This window comes from Hydrogenophaga sp. BPS33 (assembly GCF_009859475.1).
Classification (GTDB): Bacteria; Pseudomonadota; Gammaproteobacteria; order Burkholderiales; family Burkholderiaceae_C; genus Hydrogenophaga.
Window position 1 is genome coordinate 44,538 of record NZ_CP044550.1, and the last position, 15,566, is coordinate 60,103.

Sequence of the window (15,566 nt, forward strand, 5' to 3'; positions counted from 1 at the left end):
TGAAGGGGATACGTTGGGCTGAACCTCTTCAGTGCTGACGCGGAAACCGCAAACAAAACTGCGTTGTTCCTGCAGTCGATGTGACCGATACGCTCCCATCGTGAGCGAGCATGATGGCCTTGGTGATCGCCAATCCTAAACCTGCGCCATCCGAGGAGGGATGAGTGCGCGCCTTGTCCACACGATAGAACCGATCGAACAACCGTGGCAGATCAATGGCAGCAATGGCGTCGCCCGTATTGGTTATGCACAACGCAGTGCCATTTTTCAGGGAATTGATGGTCACTTCAATCTCGCTACGAGGGCGTGAATGCCGCAGCGCGTTTGACAGCAGATTGCTGATGGCCCGCCGGATCATCAGGCGATCCCCCGCCACTGTGCCAGTTCCCACCACCCTAAGACAAACCACTTTCTCCTCAGCGACCGCATCGTAGAAATCCAGCAGGCTCGCCACCTCGGCTTCCAGCGCGATGCTTTCTCGATTCGGAAGTTCGATGCCGTGATCGGTTTTCGCCAGAAACAGCATGTCGGACACCATGCGCGCCAGGCGCTGGAGTTCCTCGGCATTGGAGGCGAGGATGTCTCGGTAGGTGTCCGGATCGCGGCGTTGCGAGAGGGATACCTGGGTCTGGGTCAACAAGTTGCTGATGGGTGTGCGCAGCTCATGAGCGAGGTCGCTTGAGAAATCCATCAGCTTCGCGAAATCCAACTCCAGTCGCTCCAGCATCGTGTTGAGGCTGTTGGCCAGTTCAGCCATTTCCACAGGCACCGCCTCGATCGGCATCCGCTGGTCGAGCTTGTGGGCAGTTACCCTCAGGGCTCGCTCCTTCATGATCCGCAGCGGCGCCAGACCGCTGCGAGCGGCCCACCAACCCAGCAAACCACTGAGCAGGGTGGCGACCACCACGTAGATCGCCAACTGCTGGCGCAGAACCTGCATGAAATGGTTGTGGTGTTGGGTGTCCAGGGCGATTGTCAAGCGAATGCGCTCCACTGAACTTGCAAGTCTGTCAGGCACCTGAGCAGTCGACAGCACTGTGCTCATTCCGCGCAGTTGTCGTCCGCCATCGGCCCAATCGACGGGCTGGGCTGTGCCACTCCCTGCGGCGAGTTCAGTTGGGAAAGAAATGCTGCTCGACCCAAACAATTGCTCATTTCCACGTTTGATTTGGATGAACAGGCCGTAGTGGCCGTCCAGCAGTTCATTGAGCTTGTCAGAAAGCTCTGCAGCGTTTGGCGTCTCATTCACCATTTTCTGGATCAGATGGGCCTTGTCCTGCAGGTAGTCGCGGTCGAGTTCGACAAAGTGAAGGTGGGTCGACCACGCAACCAGGACCCCGAGGCCCAGGAGGACCGAGGCTGAAACCAGGGTGTACAGAAAGGTGAGGCGGGTGGTGAGGGTCAAGCGCCGGATCATCAGGGTGGCTCCGGCACTTCCAGCACGTAACCCATGCCGCGCACAGTCTGCAGCAGGCGGCATTCAAATCCGTCGTCCACCTTGGCACGCAGTCGCCGCATGGCCACCTCGATGACGTTGGTGTCGCTGTCGAAATTGACGTCCCATACATGAGAAGCGATCAGCGAACGGGGCAGAACCTCACCAGCGCGGCGCATCAACAACTCCAGCAATCCAAACTCCTTGGCGGTCAGGTCAATGCGCTTGCCAGCGCGGGTGGCTCGACGGCGCAGCAAGTCCAGCTCCAGATCCGCGACCTGCAGGGTGGTCGGCTCCATTCCAGAACGCCCTCGACGCAGAAGAGTGCGAACTCTAGCCAGAAGCTCGGAGAACGAAAACGGTTTGACCAGATAGTCATCCGCACCCAGATCCAGTCCTTTGACGCGGTCGTCCACATGGTCTTTGGCGGTCAGTAACAACACCGGCATTTGGCGGCCTTGAGCGCGCAGCCCCTTGAGGATCTGCCATCCGCTCATGCCAGGAAGCATGACGTCCAGGATGATGAGGTCGTGGTCGCCCTCCAAGGCCTGGTGCAGCCCGTCAACCCCATTGGCGAGCCATTCCACGGCGTAGCCGGCCTCGCGCAGCCCCAGGCGGAGGTAGTCACCCGTCTTGGGTTCGTCTTCAACGATCAGAATTTTCACGTTCTCTCCTGACGCTATTTTCGCTGCCAGCGGCTGTTCGCAACCGAACCTGACAACTTTGTAATGCAAACGAAAGGCTCGCGACGGGGGGGGCTTTGCAAACTGCGTGCAGCTTGAAACGGTTGAACAGGAGCAAATCAGTGATTCATAGACGCAATTCCTCCCCAGCACTGAGAGCCATCGCTCTGGGTGTGCTGGCCCTTCCCTTGGTTGTGTCTGCGCAGATCGCACCGGCGCCCGCAGAAAAGAACTGGCGTGACGCCAACGACGCCGTGGGGCAGTACAAGCGTGGCCACGCAGACATTCTCAAATGGGAAAAAGAGAACATGCCCGCTGCGAAAGACCAGGAGCAGGCAGCCGCCAGTCTGAGCTTGATGACTTCAGAAGACGCTGTGCGCCAAGCCTGGCGGGCGCACCGCGAACTGGTCAAGCCCATGAACCGCATCGGTGACGCGAATGTGGATCTGATCGCCAAAGGGCGGTGGACAGAGCTTGACCCGATGCTGCAGCGCCGTGTCGATGATCTGGACGAGTTGCTTGAAGTCGCCGTGCAGGGTCGCAAGGCGTGGCTTCAAGCGGTCGCGGCCCGCCAGGTGCTCAAGCAACACCGCGATGCCCAGGATGCGGCCGAGGCCGGAAACGAGTTGGGCCGCCGGATGGTGAGCGTGGGGAACTGGAGCAAGCTCCAGCAGGCCCAGGTTCAGCTGGCGCAGTCATCCGCCCAGATGAACGTGCGACGCGCGCAGTACGCCGCCACGCAGGCGGAGGCCGCTCTCATCAAGACGTTGCAACTCACGGGTATGCACACCGCAGTTTCCCTGCCTGAGCGATTGCCGGATCTGCCGGCTCAGGCCTTGTCGTCACAGGTTCTTGATGGACGGGCTGCTGCTATTGCGGCCCAGTTGCCACGGGCAGAGGGGATGAGAAGCGGGGCCAATGCCCGTCTTGCGCGACAGGCGTACTTGTCCAGCCATGCCCTGGCCATGAGCGCCCGTGAGGAAGTGCTGAAGGTCCGCGAGTTCATCACCGAGGAAACCGTTCTTCACTACAACGGCATGCTCAAGAGCGTGTGGGACTTGTTGGGCGAGGTTTCCAGCCAGTCACAAGCGGTGGCCAGCGCTATCGAAGCACAGCGTGACTTCTGGATGGCAGAGACCGATCTGCAGTGGGTCCTTCAAGGAGGTGCCCCGGACAGTTTTGTTTCCCTGGGCGGGAGTGGTGGCGGTGAGCCCGCTGCTGCCGCAGCCCATTGATCGCATCGAAAGCATTGAAAGAAAATAGCATGAGTCTCATCAATTCACGTCGTCAATTCTTCGCAGGTGCCGCCGCTTCGGTGGCCGGCCTGGCGGTGGCCCGGTCCGCCATGGCCGCCTTGCCCGAACCCGTCTACGCGACGTCCGTGGGCACGGCGCCCCCTTTGGTGCCAACCACTGGCCGACCCTACAACCCGGTGGTGACGCTCAACGGATGGACTTTGCCCTGGAAGATGAACAACGGCGTCAAGGAATTCCACCTGGTGGCCGAGCCGGTGGTGCGCGAAGTCTCACCGGGATTCAAGGTCAACATGTGGGGCTACAACGGCCAGAGCCCGGGCCCGACGATTGAAGTGGTCGAGGGCGACCGCGTGCGCATCTTCGTCACCAACAAGCTTCCCGAGCACACCACCATTCACTGGCACGGCCAACGCCTGCCCAATGGCATGGACGGTGTGGGCGGCCTGAACCAGCCGCAGATTCCCGTGGGCAAGACCTTCGTGTATGAGTTCGAAGCGCGCCGCCCGGGCACCTTCATGTACCACCCCCACGCGGACGAGATGGTCCAGATGGCCATGGGCATGATGGGCATGTGGGTCACCCACCCCAAGGCCAAGCACCCTCACATCAGCGAGGTTGACCGCGACTTCTGTTTCCTGCTCAATGCGTTTGATGTCGAGCCTGGCAGCAAGACGCCCAAAACCGCCACGATGACCGACTTCAATATCTGGTGCATGAACAGCCGGGTGTTCCCTGCCATTGATACGCTCAACGTGCGTCTCAACGACCGGGTCAGGATTCGCGTGGGCAACCTGACGATGACCAACCACCCGATTCACCTGCATGGACATGAGTTTCTTGTGACTGGAACCGACGGAGGCCCCACGCCACCGAACACGCGTTGGTACGAGGTGACGACCGACGTGGCCGTGGGACAGATGCGCCAGATCGAACTGATCGCCGATGAGGAAGGCGACTGGGCCCTGCACTGCCACAAGAGCCACCACACCATGAACGCCATGGGTCACGACGTGCCCACCATGATCGGCGTGGACCACCGAGGGATGATCAACAAAATTCAGAAAGTGGTGCCCGACTACATGCTGATGGGCGAGCGCGGCATGGCCGACATGGGCGAAATGCAGATGCCCATTCCCGACAACACCGCTCCCATGATGACCGGCACAGGCCAGTTCGGACCGATCGAGATGGGGGGCATGTTCACGGTGTTCAAGGTGCGCAAGGATCAGAAACCAGGCGACTACAAGGATCCGGGACCCTACAAATTCCCTGAGGGCACGGTCGCGCAGGAATGGACGGGTGCGCCGCTGCCTGCCGTCAGGTCAAAGGCCAGCGCAGACACGAGCCCGGCCAAGGCCACAGTGGTCAAGCCGAACGGCAAAGGCATGTCGCATTGAAGCTCGACCTTCTTACGCTTTCCCTCCCCGCCTGCTTTCTCAACCCACCAACTCAGAGAGTTCAAATGACATTCACGCAAGCCCCTCTTTCCAAGCGCTCCAGTCTCTTGTTTGTCGCGGCCATTCTGGCTGCATCAGCGGCCACTGCGGCAGGCACGCACGGCGGAGGCCACGCCGAATCGCCTATTGGTGAGCCCGGTGTTGCCAGCAAGGTATCTCGAACGATTGAGGTCGATGCAGCCGACAGCATGCGCTTCACCCCGGCACTGGTGGCCGTCAAGAAGGGGGAAACCATCCGCTTCGTCGTCACGAACTCCGGCAAGGTAGCGCACGAGTTCAGCTTGGGCACGGAAAAGGAGCTGAAGGAACACTACGAAGTCATGAAGAAGTTTCCGGGCATGGAGCACCAGGAGGCCAATAAAATTTCCTTGAAACCTGGGCAGAAAGGCGAGGTCATCTGGCGTTTCACGAAAGGCGGTGTCGTTGATTTTGCCTGCCTTCACCCCGGCCACTACGACGCAGGCATGAAGGGTCAGATCAAAGTGACCAACAAGTAGGTCAGCAAGCCAACTGCCCCGGCTGCTCACTGCAACATCTGATTGAAGGAACATCACATGAAAAAACTCAACCTGAGTCTGGCCGCTTCAGTGGCCGCTCTTTCCTTTGCCCTCGCCGGGCCCGCGCTGGCGCAAATGACCATGGACAACAACAAGATGGGTATGACGGCAGCACCGGGTATGACCGACGGCGAAATTCGCAAGATCGACAAAGAAAACGGCAAGATCACGATCAAGCACGGCGAGATCAAGCACATGGACATGCCCCCGATGACCATGGTTTTCACGGTCAAGGACAAGGCCGTCCTGGATAAGGTTAAGGTGGGGGAGAAGGTTCAGTTCATCGTCATTAAAGACGCAGGCAAGATGGTCGTCACCGACATTCAACCCGGTAAGTGAGCTGACTGGCCGACATATTAAGACGGCTCTCGTGCAGGACTCGGTTGCTTCAACCGAGCCCCGCCTTTTTGCTCACTCGGCTTGATGGCTGAGCAAAGGGCTGCGCCGGGGTCTCACGCGCAAGCGCTGGGGTTGGCACTCGACGGGACGTCTTCCTTCAAGGCCGCGATCAGCGGGCATCGCACCTTGCCCCTGGATGCGCCACACAGGCGAATCAATCCCTCGAGCACCCCTTCCATTCGGCGCAAGTCCTCCAGCTTGGCACGGACGTCCACAAGCTTGGCCTGCGCTTTGGTTCGGGCCTGGGCACAACTGGTGCCGTCTTCGAGCTGCAGTAACTCGGCTATCTCATCCAGGCTGAATCCCAGACGTTGCGCCGACTTGATGAAATGCAGTCGAGAGCGATCCTCTTCTGCGTAGCGCCGAATTCCGCCAGATGGCCGCTGCGGCTCAGGCATCAATCCCTTGCGTTGGTAGAAGCGGATGGTCTCGACATTGACGTCAGCTGCTTTGGCCAATCCGCCAATCGTCATGCCGGGCTCGGCGGGTCTGTGGGTATCGTTCATGTCGCTTGACTCCGTACTTGGGTACGGCGTTAAGGTTATCCCATGCCATCTCATCCCACCACCTCCGATTCGGCAACCAGGCATGGCGGCAAAGCACTGCTGGCCGGCGGTCTTGCTGCACTGTTCGCATCGGCCTGCTGCCTCGGCCCACTGGTATTGATCATGGCGGGCATCTCGGGCGCATGGATCAGCCATCTGGCGGCATTGGAGCCCTATCAACCGCTGTTCATGGGTGCTTCGCTGGTGGCGCTGTTCTTTGCTGCAAGAAAAATATGGAGGCCTGCAGCTGCATGCGAACCGGGCCAGGTGTGTGCGACTCCCAGCATCAATCGCACTTACAAATTTCTGTTCGGTGTCGTGTTGCTGCTGCTCGTCGCCGCGATGGGATTCCCGCTGATTGCCTCCTGGTTCTATTGATGAAAGGCTTGCCTGTGAAACGCATCTTGATCGCTGCCGGGTTTGCGCTGAGTGTGCCTGTGTGGGCAGCGCAGAAGACCGCCACGCTCGCTGTCCCCGGCATGTCCTGCGCCACCTGCCCCATCACGATCAAGATGGCTCTGATGAAATTGGGCGGCGTGGTCAACGTGACTTCCAACCTCGGAAAGAGCGAGACCACGGTGGTTTACGACGATGCCCGGGTGTCATTAGAGGCACTGACGCAGGCGACCAAGAACGCCGGCTTCCCGTCAACCGTCACTGGAGTCAAACCGTGATCGAGGTGGTTCTGACTTCGGTGTTGACCTGTCCGCAATGTGGGCACGCCAGAACCGAAACCATGCCCACCGATGCCTGTCAGTGGTTTTATGAATGTGAAGGGTGCCACGCGGTCCTTCGTCCCAAGACGGGTGACTGCTGCGTGTTTTGCTCTTACGGAACGGTGCGGTGCCCACCGATGCAAGATGGACGGCAATCTGGTTGCGGCAAGGCCTCCTGACTCTGCGCTGACCAAGATGTAATGCATTCGCAAGCTGCGGGTCAGGAGTGCTTCGCTACATTGAACTCGTACGCTGTACCACATTGATTCAGTCGAACTATGTGATTCTCAAAGGAGACCTTCATGATTCGCAAGCTCAGCATTCTCGCCCTCTCAATAGCCGCATTGGCCCCGGCCTTCGCGATGGACGCCGCCAGGTCCGAGGCCAAGCAGGTCATTGCACTGCAAAACGGTGAAACGCTCTACATCTTCAAGGACGGGTTGATGGCGAAAGAAAGCAAGTTTGGACGTGCGATTCACCTCGCCAAGGGTGAGGTCGTTCAGACCGCCGATGGGAAAAGCATCACGACCGTGGGCAATGAAGTCGCACGGTTGTTTTCTCTGCTCAACAAAGGCCACCAAAACTAAGGCTGAGGCGCCTGAACTCCCGCGGTGAAGACTTCACTGCATGCGAGCCAAACTTTCAAGACCTTCTCGGCAGTGCTGGCGGGCAGGTCTTTTCCATTTGGACGGCTTTGCCTCCGTCAACCTTCCCGGATGACCGCGCCGCGCAACCGCAGCGCGTTGCCGATCACCGAGGCCGAGCTCAGGCTCATGGCCAGCGCGGCGATCATGGGTGACAGCAGCCAGCCGGTGAACGGGTACAGCAAGCCCGCGGCCAGCGGAATGCCCAGGGCGTTGTAGACGAAGGCGAACGCCAGGTTCTGCTTCATGTTGGCCACCGTCGCCACCGAGAGCGCGCGGGCCGTGGCAATGCCGCGCAGATCGCCCTTGACCAGCGTGAGCTGGGCGCTGTTCATCGCCACGTCGGTGCCTGTGCCCATGGCAATGCCCACATCGGCGCGGGCCAGTGCGGGCGCGTCGTTGATGCCGTCCCCGGCCATCGCGACCACGCGGCCCTGCGCCTGGAGTGTCTCGACCAGCTGGAGTTTGTCGGCGGGTTTCACTTCACCGTGAACCTCGTCGATGCCCAGGCGTTGGCCCACGGAACGCGCAGTGGTCAGGCCGTCGCCGGTGGCCATGATCACGCGGATGTTCGCCTGGCGCAGCGACACGAGCGCAGCGGCCGTGGTGGCTTTGACCGGGTCGGACACGGCGAGCAGACCGGCCAGTGCCTTGTCCACCGCGAGAAACATGACGCTGGCGCCCTGTGCGCGCAGCGCTTCGGCCTGGGTGGCCAGCGGCGCCACGTCCACGCCTTGCTGTTGCATCAGCGCGGTGTTGCCCAAGGCCAGGGACTTGGCGCTCACCACGCCCTTCACGCCGATGCCGGACGCGGAGTCGAACTGCTCGGGCTTGTCGAGCGTGAGTCCCTGTTGCTTCGCTGCCGCCACGATGGCGGCGGCCAGTGGGTGTTCGCTGCCCTGGTCCAGGCTGGCGGCGAGACGCAAGACCTCGTCTTCGGGGACGTTTCCGTGCCCGATGGCACGCTCGAAGGTGGGGCGCCCTTCGGTCAGCGTGCCGGTCTTGTCGACGATCAGCGTGTCGACCTTGCGCAGGTTTTCGATGGCGGCGGCGTCGCGGAACAGGACCCCGTTGGTGGCGCCGCGCCCGGTCGCCACCATGATGGACATGGGTGTGGCCAGGCCCAAGGCGCAAGGGCACGCGATGATCAACACGGCCACCGCGTTGATGAGGGCATAGACCCAGCTCGGCTCGGGGCCAAAGTAGCCCCAGCCGAAGAAGGTCAGCAGCGCCGCCGCCACGACACCCACCACGAAGTAGCCTGCCACCTGGTCGGCTATGCGCTGCATCGGCGCGCGCGAGCGCTGTGCCATGGCGACCATCTGCACGATCTGCGAGAGCACGGTGTCCGAGCCGACGTGTTCGGAGCGCATCACCAGGGCGCCGCTGGTGTTGAGCGTGGCGCCGATCAGCTTGTCACCGACCCGCTTGGTCACCGGCAGTGGCTCGCCGGTGAGCATCGATTCATCGAGCGCGCTGCTGCCCTCGACCACGGTACCGTCGGTGGGCACCTTCTCGCCGGGGCGCACACGCAGCAGGTCGCCCACATGCACATGGGCCAGCGGCACGTCTTCTTCCTGGCCGTCGGCCGAGATGCGCCGCGCGGTCTTGGGCGCCAGGCCCAGCAGCGAGCGGATCGCCGCCGAGGTTTGTGAGCGCGCCTTGAGCTCCAGCAGTTGGCCGAGCAGGGTCAGCGAGATGATCACCGCCGCCGCTTCGAAGTACACCGCGACCCGCCCCATCGAGACAAAGGAGTCGGGGAACACCTGCGGCGCCACCGTGGCCACCACGCTGTAGACGAACGCCGCGCCCGTGCCCAGGCTGATCAGCGTCCACATGTTGGGGCTGCGGTTCGCGATCGACTGCGCGCCGCGCACGAAGAACGGCCAGCCGGCCCACAGCACGATCGGCACGGTCAGCACCAGCTCCACCCAGCTCTGCGTGGCCATGTCGAACCAGCCGAGCTGGTGACCGAACATCGCCAGCACGGTGACCACCACCGTGAGCGGCAAGGTCCACCAGAACCGGCGCTGGAAATCCACCAGTTCCGGGTTCTCGTCGGCGCCCAGTTCGGGCATGACCGGTTCCAGCGACATGCCGCATTTGGGGCAGTTGCCCGGGTGGTCCTGCCGGATCTCCGGGTGCATGGGGCAGGTGTAGATCGTGCCGGGCTTAGCCTCAGGAGCGGGGGCCGGGGCCGCTCGACGCCCCGCTTCGGTTTGAACGAATTCGGCCGGTTCGGCAGCAAACCGAGTCAGGCACTTCGCACTGCAGAAATAGTGGCGTTTCCCTGCGTGTCCCAGGTGATGCGGCGACTGCTCGGTGACCGCCATCCCGCACACTGGGTCTTTCAGTCCGTCTGATGGAAGCAGTGGTTTGGGCGCGCCGTGGTGGTGGCCCGCATGGTCGTGTTGTGCTTGTGGTCCCACGTCTTTTCCTTCCAGAAGATTTCGCGCCTCCCGTGGGGCTGATTGCCCACCGACGGGCGGGATTACTTGGACACGACTTCGTCCTTTCGTCGAGGCGGCAGCAGGTTGAAGCGGGCCTCGCGCGAGCAGCCCCGAAGCGAATGCCGGGTTATTGGCTCTACATTCCCGGGACGGGCGCCGCATCAATGAAGGCGACGGGCCAGCTGCAGCCTTGCAAGCATATGGACGTTCCACTGTGCCGGGCCATCACGCTCCAGCGCGAACTGGCGCGTGTGGTCGATGGCAACGTTCGGTCCCCGGGCGAATCCTGTCTCCGTGGCAAACAACGTCGATACCCGGCCACCGTCTTCCACGGCCTGCAGGACGTCGCTAACTTCGGCGACCTGCGGACCGGCGAGCCAGTCGCACAGCCACTTGTCGATGACGCCCCACTCAACGTGTGTCACGACACCTTCGACGTCCTGAGAGACACGAGAGACGACACACAGGCAGCCGTTGTGCCGTCGCTCTTCCATCACACGCCGGAACGCCTCCGGCCATGCAACTCCGTCCGTGCCTTCGGCTCCATTGCGCGAAGGCACCCCATTCCTCTTTGGATTCTTCATTTGCTTCTGTTCCTCAATCGCGGGCGAATCGTCGTGAGGTCAGCCAACCGGGCGACCATGGAATCGACGGCTATTCATCCGTTCACAACGAGCCGCGCCTTCGTCAGAATCTGTGTATATTTTCAGATGCGGAGAAACCTACTTGCCAACCCTACTGATAGCGGGAGCCAGAGCCGTCGTTGCCAGGTTGGAGAAGTCGAACTGGATTGATCGGCTGCTGGCGCGGCGTCACTACAACGTCGTGGTGGTGTTGGCCAACAAAATGGCTCGTACCGTGTGGGCTGTATTGGCCAAAGCATAGCCTTTGACCAGGTGAGGTGGAATCCGACGGAGATTACTGGCACCTGAAATCACAGACCGTGTTTTGTCATCAGGATTCAACAGGAAACCCGTTTTGAAGGAGATCCTTGACGGACTCGGTCTCCGATCGGATGTTCATGAACAAATAATACAACGGGCGGATTCAAGTTTGAAGCGCAACAGTCGCCACCGAGTAAGGTTCGCAGGTGCAAAGCACCCGTCCAGGGGTTACCAACAACTTTAGCCCGAAGATCGCGTGACGCTGGGCAATGGCCTTCACCTCGCGGCTGCTGCGAGTCGCTCCACAGGCCGATGAGCTCGGCGATATGCGCGACCGAAAGGTCCAGCCGGCGCGACTGGCGGATGAAGCGCAGCACCGACACCTCGCGCTCGCCATACAGGCGGTAGCTCGATGTGCTGCTCTCGGCCGCGGGTAGGGGGCCAATCTGTTCGTAGTGGCGGACCATCTTGGCCGATACACCGGCGGCGGCAAGCGGGCAAAGGTCGACAAGCATTCTGACGTTGTGTGCACCTGAGCACATGGGCGAGCAATACGCCCCGGACCGCTTGCATCACTAAATCTGGCAGCTTGCTGCGCAGCACGCCTTCGCTTTGCGTGTCCGTGTTACATCGAAACGCTAAACCAAGTGCCATCGAAAGACGTACCACTTGGTCCCGCATCTGGGGTCGCTACGCGCCTACCTTTTAAAGGGCAAGCATCCACCCAGCGGCTGCGGCCAAAGAGACGACCAGCACCGGCGAAAGACGTGCGTAAACCAGCAGTCCGAATGCCGCCAAGGCAAGTCCGAAATCCGCTGTGGAGTGAATGGCACTGGTCCAGACCGGGTCGTAGAGCGCTGCAAGCAGGACACCGACGACGGCGGCATTGACGCCAGCCATCGCACGCTGGACGCCATCACGCTGACGCAGGGTCTCCCAGAACGGGAGCGCGCCGACTACTAGCAGGGACGCGGGCAGGAAGATGGCCAGGAGCAACGCCAGCCCGCCCAACCAGCCTCCCAATGGGCCGGGCATGACGGCGCCGAGGAAAGCAGCGAAGGTGAACAAGGGGCCCGGTACCGCCTGGGCGGCACCGTAGCCAGCGAGGAAGACGTCGTTCGAGACTAGCCCGTCAGGAACCACCCCTGCCTGCAGCAAGGGGAGCACCACGTGGCCGCCACCGAACACCAGGGCACCAGCCTGATAAAAGCTGGCGATGATTGACAGTCCCGGCGAGCGCACCGCAGAGGCTAGGAGAGGCAGTGCCAAGAGCAGGATGACGAACAGGCCAATCAATGCGGCCCCGATCGCCTTGCTCACGCCGTAGTCGCGGTGTTGCGCCGCCGGGAGATGTCCGAGGTTCAATGCCCATCGGCCGACCAATCCGCCGGCGACGATGGCGGCGATCTGCCCTATCGCCGAGGGAACCGCCAGCACCAGCAGGGCCGCCACAATGGCGACGCCTGCGCGCAAGCGATCGGGGCACAGCGACTTGGACATGCCCCATACTGCCTGAGCTACGACGGCCACCGCAACGACCTTCAGGCCGTGAACACCACCCGACTGCGATAGGGCGGACCATTGCGTAACACCAGCCGCAAAGAGAATGAGCGCCACAGCGGAAGGCAGCGTGAACCCGATCCAGGCCGCCATCGCCCCACCCCAGCCAGCACGCCCCAGTCCGAGCGCAATACCGACCTGGCTGCTCGCGGGCCCCGGCAAGAACTGGCACAGCGCCACCAGATCCGAGTAGCTCTTGTCGTCTAACCACCCGCGGCGCTCGACGAACTCTGCGCGAAAGTAGCTGAGGTGGGCCACCGGCCCACCGAAGGATGTCAAGCCAAGCTTGAGGAACGCGATGAGGACCTCAAGCACCGTGCCTCGCGAACGGATGGCGCTCGCACCATCAACGGCGGGTTGTGCGGGAAGATTTTGTTCGGGCTGCTGCGTTTGGTTCATGTGGCAGGGCTTCGCCGACCAGCTCGGACAACTTCGGACGAATCTCGGCCAGGACCTCTCGGCCCCTGTCGGTGGCGACGTAGTACTTGCGCACCTTGCCTCCCACGACCTCCGACTCGCTCACCAGCAAACCTTCAAGCTCAAGGCGATGCAACAGCGGATACAGGGTGCCCGGGCTCAAGGTGTAGCCGTGCCGCCCGAGTTCCTCCGCCATGCCGGCCCCGAAGATTCGCTCATGCGCTGCGTGATACAGGATGTGCACCCGCACAAACGCAAGGAAGATGTCTCTTACTGTATCGGTCATCGATATTGAAGTTGGATATTGTAAATGCGACCATGTTTTTCCCGCAAATCTACACGTGCCCAAGACCGCATTCTCCCGCCAATGCCCGTTGAGTCCGGCAGCGCTAGGGGCCGCCCGGAAATGGCCGCTTCCTAAATCAAAGGGGCGAGCAAGGACTTCAGCGAGCGGGCTTCGCTTTCGGCATCGAATTGGACGGAGCACGCCTGTGCCTGCTGCGCCAGCTGTGCAAGCAATCCTTGATGTAGGTGCAGATCGACAAGCTTGGCGGCCAACTCTGCTGCGTTTCCCACCGCAAAGTACCCCGAATACCGAGCGCCCAGCAACCCCACGTTCCCGTCGATGTGTGAGGCCAGCACGGGCGTGCCGCTGCGCACGGCCTCGATCACGACGTGGGCGCCCCCTTCCATCCGGCTGGGATGCACGAGGACATGGGCGCGCTGAATGCGCCTTCGGGTCGCATCGTGTGACAGTGGTCCCAGCCATCGGTAGTTCGGACAGGCTGCGTGAAGGGCCTGCGCCTGTTGCCCTAAGTCGGCATCCAATGCTGCACCGATGTGGTCAAAGTGGATGTTGGCATCGTGAGCCAATAGTCGGGCGGCTTCGAAGTAGGTCTGGGGGTCCTTTTCGCTGCGCAGATGCCCGACCATCAGCGCACGCAAGTGGTTTGGGCTCTTGCCGACCGCGACACGGGCGCTGCAGGATTGAAGAACGACATGGGCCTTGTCCTGGAGATGAGCCGGCAGTGCGCGAGCGCCCAATGCATTGAGCACGACGAGCCTGTCGGCGAGTTCCAATGAACGGTGCGCATCGGCGTCGCTGGCAATGTCTCGGTAGAGGTCGGTGCCAGTCAGAACCAACACCAGGGGTCGCCCTGGGTGACGCTCGCGCCACGCCACGATCGAGTGTGCGGAACGCCTGGCGTGCAGCGCGATCATGAGTGCGTCGTCGTGATCGGACCATTGCGCGGTCAGCCGGACTCGGTATGCTCCGCTCAGCAGGTGCGACCAGCGGTGCGCCGTTTGCCAGTTGCCATTGTTGGCATCGGCGAGTGCAGGGGTCACGATGACAAGTTGAGGAAGATGCACGCCACAAGCATAGCGCCAGACACAAGCCAAGCCGAGGCCGCTCGCAACGGGGGCGCGGATGTGCTCGCCCAGGCCGTGCTCGACTGCCGCCGCGACACGCTGTCCACCTTTGAATCCTTCATCACGGCGCTGCCTGATTTGAAGGTGCCTCTCCACCCCGAAGTCAACCCGCCTCTGTGGGAGCTGGGTCATATTGGCTGGTTCCAGGACCACTGGATTGCCCGCAATCCTCATCGGCATCTGGGCTGGGATGCCGACCCCGCGGCAATTCTGGCGCACGTCGACGATGCGTTGTACGACTCGAGCGCAGTGCCCCATGACAGCCGATGGCAATTCAAGTTGCCCGATGTTGACGAAACCCGGGTTCAGCTTGCCGAGCAGCTCGAGCGAACCCTATCCTTCCTGAGGGGGGTGAACAGCTCCGACCCTCGCGCCTTGTACTTCTACCGCCTGGTTCTGCTGCATGAAGACATGCACCATGAGGCCGCGCTTTACATGGCTCAGCATCTGGGCATTCCGATGAATGACGAACGATGGAAGAGCCCGGCACTGCCCGAACCATCAACGCCTCTTGAGCTGCTGCGCGGAACGCTGACGCTGGGCGGAGACATGCAGGATGGGTTTCGTTTCGACAACGAATGTGGCCAGCGGGTCCACCAAGTGGAGGCGACGACCATCGACGCGCAGGTGGTTCGCTGGGCTGAGTACCTGCCTGCCGTCGAGGCTGGTGCCAACCCCATGCCTCGATACCTGCGACGCGAGGGTTCGATCTGGACCCGGTGGCGACACGGTCAGTGGAGCACACTGGACATGCACGAACCCGCTTGTCATCTGAGTGCCCATGAGGCCACAGGATGGTGCCGTTGGGCCGGCCGCCGTCTGCCAACGGAAACCGAGTGGGTGTGGGCATCGCGCACGCAGCCCGGCGCTTTCCGCTGGGGCGATGTGTGGGAGTGGACGGCCACAGCCTTTGGACCGTTCACTGGGTTCCAAAGCCATCCCTATCGAGACTACTCCCTGCCGTGGTTCGACGGAAGGCCCGTGCTGCGCGGAGCGTCTTTTCTCACACAGCCGCGTTTGCGACATCCCGACTACCGCAACTTTTTTCCTGCTGCGCGCAATGACATTCCAGCTGGGTTCCGGAGCTGTGCCCGTTGAGACCGGATTCGCGGTCGCAGCAACTTCGGCGTGA

The 15,566-nt window shown here is 61.7% G+C and carries 18 protein-coding genes and 1 pseudogene; 10 read left to right on the top strand and 9 right to left on the bottom strand.

All coding sequences use genetic code 11. The annotated features are described in order from the left end of the window. Positions 1–28: 28 nt before the first annotated feature. A complete protein-coding gene (locus F9K07_RS29595) occupies positions 29–1,417 on the bottom strand; it encodes a heavy metal sensor histidine kinase (protein ID WP_159597204.1) in 1,389 nt (462 codons plus the stop codon). Then, positions 1,417–2,100, bottom strand: coding sequence for a heavy metal response regulator transcription factor (locus F9K07_RS29600; protein ID WP_159597205.1), 684 nt, complete (start codon positions 2,098–2,100; stop codon positions 1,417–1,419). Before F9K07_RS29600 ends, F9K07_RS29595 begins: the two co-directional genes overlap by 1 nt. Before the next feature lie 140 nt (positions 2,101–2,240). Between F9K07_RS29600 and F9K07_RS29605 the strand changes: the two genes are divergently transcribed. The 4 genes from F9K07_RS29605 (at position 2,241) to F9K07_RS29620 (ending at position 5,727) form a co-directional block, all read left to right on the top strand. Beyond that, positions 2,241–3,353 carry a hypothetical protein gene (locus F9K07_RS29605; protein WP_236582117.1) on the top strand — a complete coding sequence of 371 codons (1,113 nt, stop codon included), beginning with the start codon at positions 2,241–2,243 and terminating at the stop codon, positions 3,351–3,353. Positions 3,354–3,391: 38 nt separating this feature from the next. Continuing rightward, positions 3,392–4,771: a multicopper oxidase family protein gene (locus F9K07_RS29610; RefSeq protein WP_442907463.1), complete on the top strand. Its 1,380-nt coding sequence runs from the start codon at positions 3,392–3,394 to the stop codon at positions 4,769–4,771. A 65-nt stretch (positions 4,772–4,836) separates the two neighbouring features. Next, entirely contained in the window at positions 4,837–5,328 is a 492-nt protein-coding gene (locus F9K07_RS29615; RefSeq protein WP_159597208.1) for a cupredoxin domain-containing protein, read from the top strand. A gap of 57 nt (positions 5,329–5,385) precedes the next feature. Then, positions 5,386–5,727 carry a copper-binding protein gene (locus F9K07_RS29620; RefSeq protein ID WP_159597209.1) on the top strand — a complete coding sequence of 114 codons (342 nt, stop codon included), beginning with the start codon at positions 5,386–5,388 and terminating at the stop codon, positions 5,725–5,727. Between the two features lie 113 nt (positions 5,728–5,840). Here the strand turns inward: F9K07_RS29620 and merR are convergent, their stop codons facing one another. Then, the gene (merR, locus tag F9K07_RS29625; protein WP_201451623.1) at positions 5,841–6,293 is read right to left on the bottom strand and encodes an Hg(II)-responsive transcriptional regulator; all 453 of its coding nucleotides are present in this window, start codon (positions 6,291–6,293) and stop codon (positions 5,841–5,843) included. A 42-nt stretch (positions 6,294–6,335) separates the two neighbouring features. Here merR and merT point away from each other — a divergent pair, with 42 nt between their 5' ends. The 4 genes from merT to F9K07_RS29645 all read left to right on the top strand — a co-directional run bounded on the left by merT (position 6,336) and on the right by F9K07_RS29645 (position 7,635). Then, positions 6,336–6,710, top strand: a complete 375-nt coding sequence (gene merT / locus F9K07_RS29630; RefSeq protein ID WP_159597211.1) for a mercuric ion transporter MerT — start codon at positions 6,336–6,338, stop codon at positions 6,708–6,710. After that, a complete protein-coding gene (gene merP / locus F9K07_RS29635; RefSeq protein WP_159597212.1) occupies positions 6,710–7,006 on the top strand; it encodes a mercury resistance system periplasmic binding protein MerP in 297 nt (98 codons plus the stop codon). The genes merT and merP overlap by 1 nt, the downstream gene beginning before the upstream one ends. Continuing rightward, positions 7,003–7,227, top strand: coding sequence for a GDCCVxC domain-containing (seleno)protein (locus tag F9K07_RS32030; RefSeq protein ID WP_159597213.1), 225 nt, complete (start codon positions 7,003–7,005; stop codon positions 7,225–7,227). Before merP ends, F9K07_RS32030 begins: the two co-directional genes overlap by 4 nt. Before the next feature lie 123 nt (positions 7,228–7,350). Continuing rightward, entirely contained in the window at positions 7,351–7,635 is a 285-nt protein-coding gene (locus F9K07_RS29645) for a CopK family periplasmic copper-binding protein (RefSeq protein ID WP_159597214.1), read from the top strand. A gap of 116 nt (positions 7,636–7,751) precedes the next feature. On the opposite strand, the gene F9K07_RS29650 is transcribed toward F9K07_RS29645, so the two are convergent. Beyond that, on the bottom strand, positions 7,752–10,064 hold the full coding sequence (locus tag F9K07_RS29650) for a heavy metal translocating P-type ATPase (protein WP_236582128.1): 2,313 nt from the start codon (positions 10,062–10,064) through the stop codon (positions 7,752–7,754). A 239-nt stretch (positions 10,065–10,303) separates the two neighbouring features. Then, positions 10,304–10,726, bottom strand: coding sequence for a hypothetical protein (locus tag F9K07_RS29655; protein ID WP_159597215.1), 423 nt, complete (start codon positions 10,724–10,726; stop codon positions 10,304–10,306). A gap of 118 nt (positions 10,727–10,844) precedes the next feature. Here F9K07_RS29655 and F9K07_RS32345 point away from each other — a divergent pair. Continuing rightward, positions 10,845–11,027, top strand: a pseudogene (locus tag F9K07_RS32345) (IS110 family transposase); the annotation flags it as partial. A gap of 76 nt (positions 11,028–11,103) precedes the next feature. Here the strand turns inward: F9K07_RS32345 and F9K07_RS29660 are convergent. The 4 genes from F9K07_RS29660 to senB all read right to left on the bottom strand — a co-directional run bounded on the left by F9K07_RS29660 (position 11,104) and on the right by senB (position 14,350). After that, the gene (locus F9K07_RS29660) at positions 11,104–11,541 is read right to left on the bottom strand and encodes a MerR family transcriptional regulator (protein ID WP_159597216.1); all 438 of its coding nucleotides are present in this window, start codon (positions 11,539–11,541) and stop codon (positions 11,104–11,106) included. Positions 11,542–11,731: 190 nt separating this feature from the next. Next, the gene (gene chrA / locus F9K07_RS29665; RefSeq protein ID WP_159597217.1) at positions 11,732–12,985 is read right to left on the bottom strand and encodes a chromate efflux transporter; all 1,254 of its coding nucleotides are present in this window, start codon (positions 12,983–12,985) and stop codon (positions 11,732–11,734) included. Further along, positions 12,933–13,289, bottom strand: a complete 357-nt coding sequence (locus tag F9K07_RS29670) for a PadR family transcriptional regulator (protein ID WP_159597218.1) — start codon at positions 13,287–13,289, stop codon at positions 12,933–12,935. Before F9K07_RS29670 ends, chrA begins: the two co-directional genes overlap by 53 nt. A 131-nt stretch (positions 13,290–13,420) precedes the next feature. Continuing rightward, positions 13,421–14,350 carry a selenoneine biosynthesis selenosugar synthase SenB gene (gene senB, locus F9K07_RS29675; protein ID WP_236582119.1) on the bottom strand — a complete coding sequence of 310 codons (930 nt, stop codon included), beginning with the start codon at positions 14,348–14,350 and terminating at the stop codon, positions 13,421–13,423. Positions 14,351–14,434: 84 nt separating this feature from the next. Between senB and F9K07_RS29680 the strand changes: the two genes are divergently transcribed. Next, positions 14,435–15,532 (top strand): SUMF1/EgtB/PvdO family nonheme iron enzyme, encoded by a 1,098-nt coding sequence (locus F9K07_RS29680; RefSeq protein WP_236582120.1) that lies wholly within the window; start codon positions 14,435–14,437, stop codon positions 15,530–15,532. Positions 15,533–15,566 lie beyond the last annotated feature (34 nt).

Bases quoted from the DNA above. Each gene is read 5' to 3' on its own strand.
- F9K07_RS29595 (WP_159597204.1), bottom strand. From the start codon at position 1,417: ATGATCCGGCGCTTGACCCTCACCACCCGCCTCACCTTTCTGTACACC.
- F9K07_RS29615 (WP_159597208.1), top strand. From the start codon at position 4,837: ATGACATTCACGCAAGCCCCTCTTTCCAAGCGCTCCAGTCTCTTGTTT.
- F9K07_RS29620 (WP_159597209.1), top strand. From the start codon at position 5,386: ATGAAAAAACTCAACCTGAGTCTGGCCGCTTCAGTGGCCGCTCTTTCC.
- merR (WP_201451623.1), bottom strand. From the start codon at position 6,293: ATGAACGATACCCACAGACCCGCCGAGCCCGGCATGACGATTGGCGGA.
- merT (WP_159597211.1), top strand. From the start codon at position 6,336: ATGCCATCTCATCCCACCACCTCCGATTCGGCAACCAGGCATGGCGGC.
- merP (WP_159597212.1), top strand. From the start codon at position 6,710: ATGAAAGGCTTGCCTGTGAAACGCATCTTGATCGCTGCCGGGTTTGCG.
- F9K07_RS29645 (WP_159597214.1), top strand. From the start codon at position 7,351: ATGATTCGCAAGCTCAGCATTCTCGCCCTCTCAATAGCCGCATTGGCC.
- F9K07_RS29655 (WP_159597215.1), bottom strand. From the start codon at position 10,726: ATGAAGAATCCAAAGAGGAATGGGGTGCCTTCGCGCAATGGAGCCGAA.
- F9K07_RS29660 (WP_159597216.1), bottom strand. From the start codon at position 11,541: ATGCTTGTCGACCTTTGCCCGCTTGCCGCCGCCGGTGTATCGGCCAAG.
- chrA (WP_159597217.1), bottom strand. From the start codon at position 12,985: ATGAACCAAACGCAGCAGCCCGAACAAAATCTTCCCGCACAACCCGCC.
- F9K07_RS29670 (WP_159597218.1), bottom strand. From the start codon at position 13,289: ATGACCGATACAGTAAGAGACATCTTCCTTGCGTTTGTGCGGGTGCAC.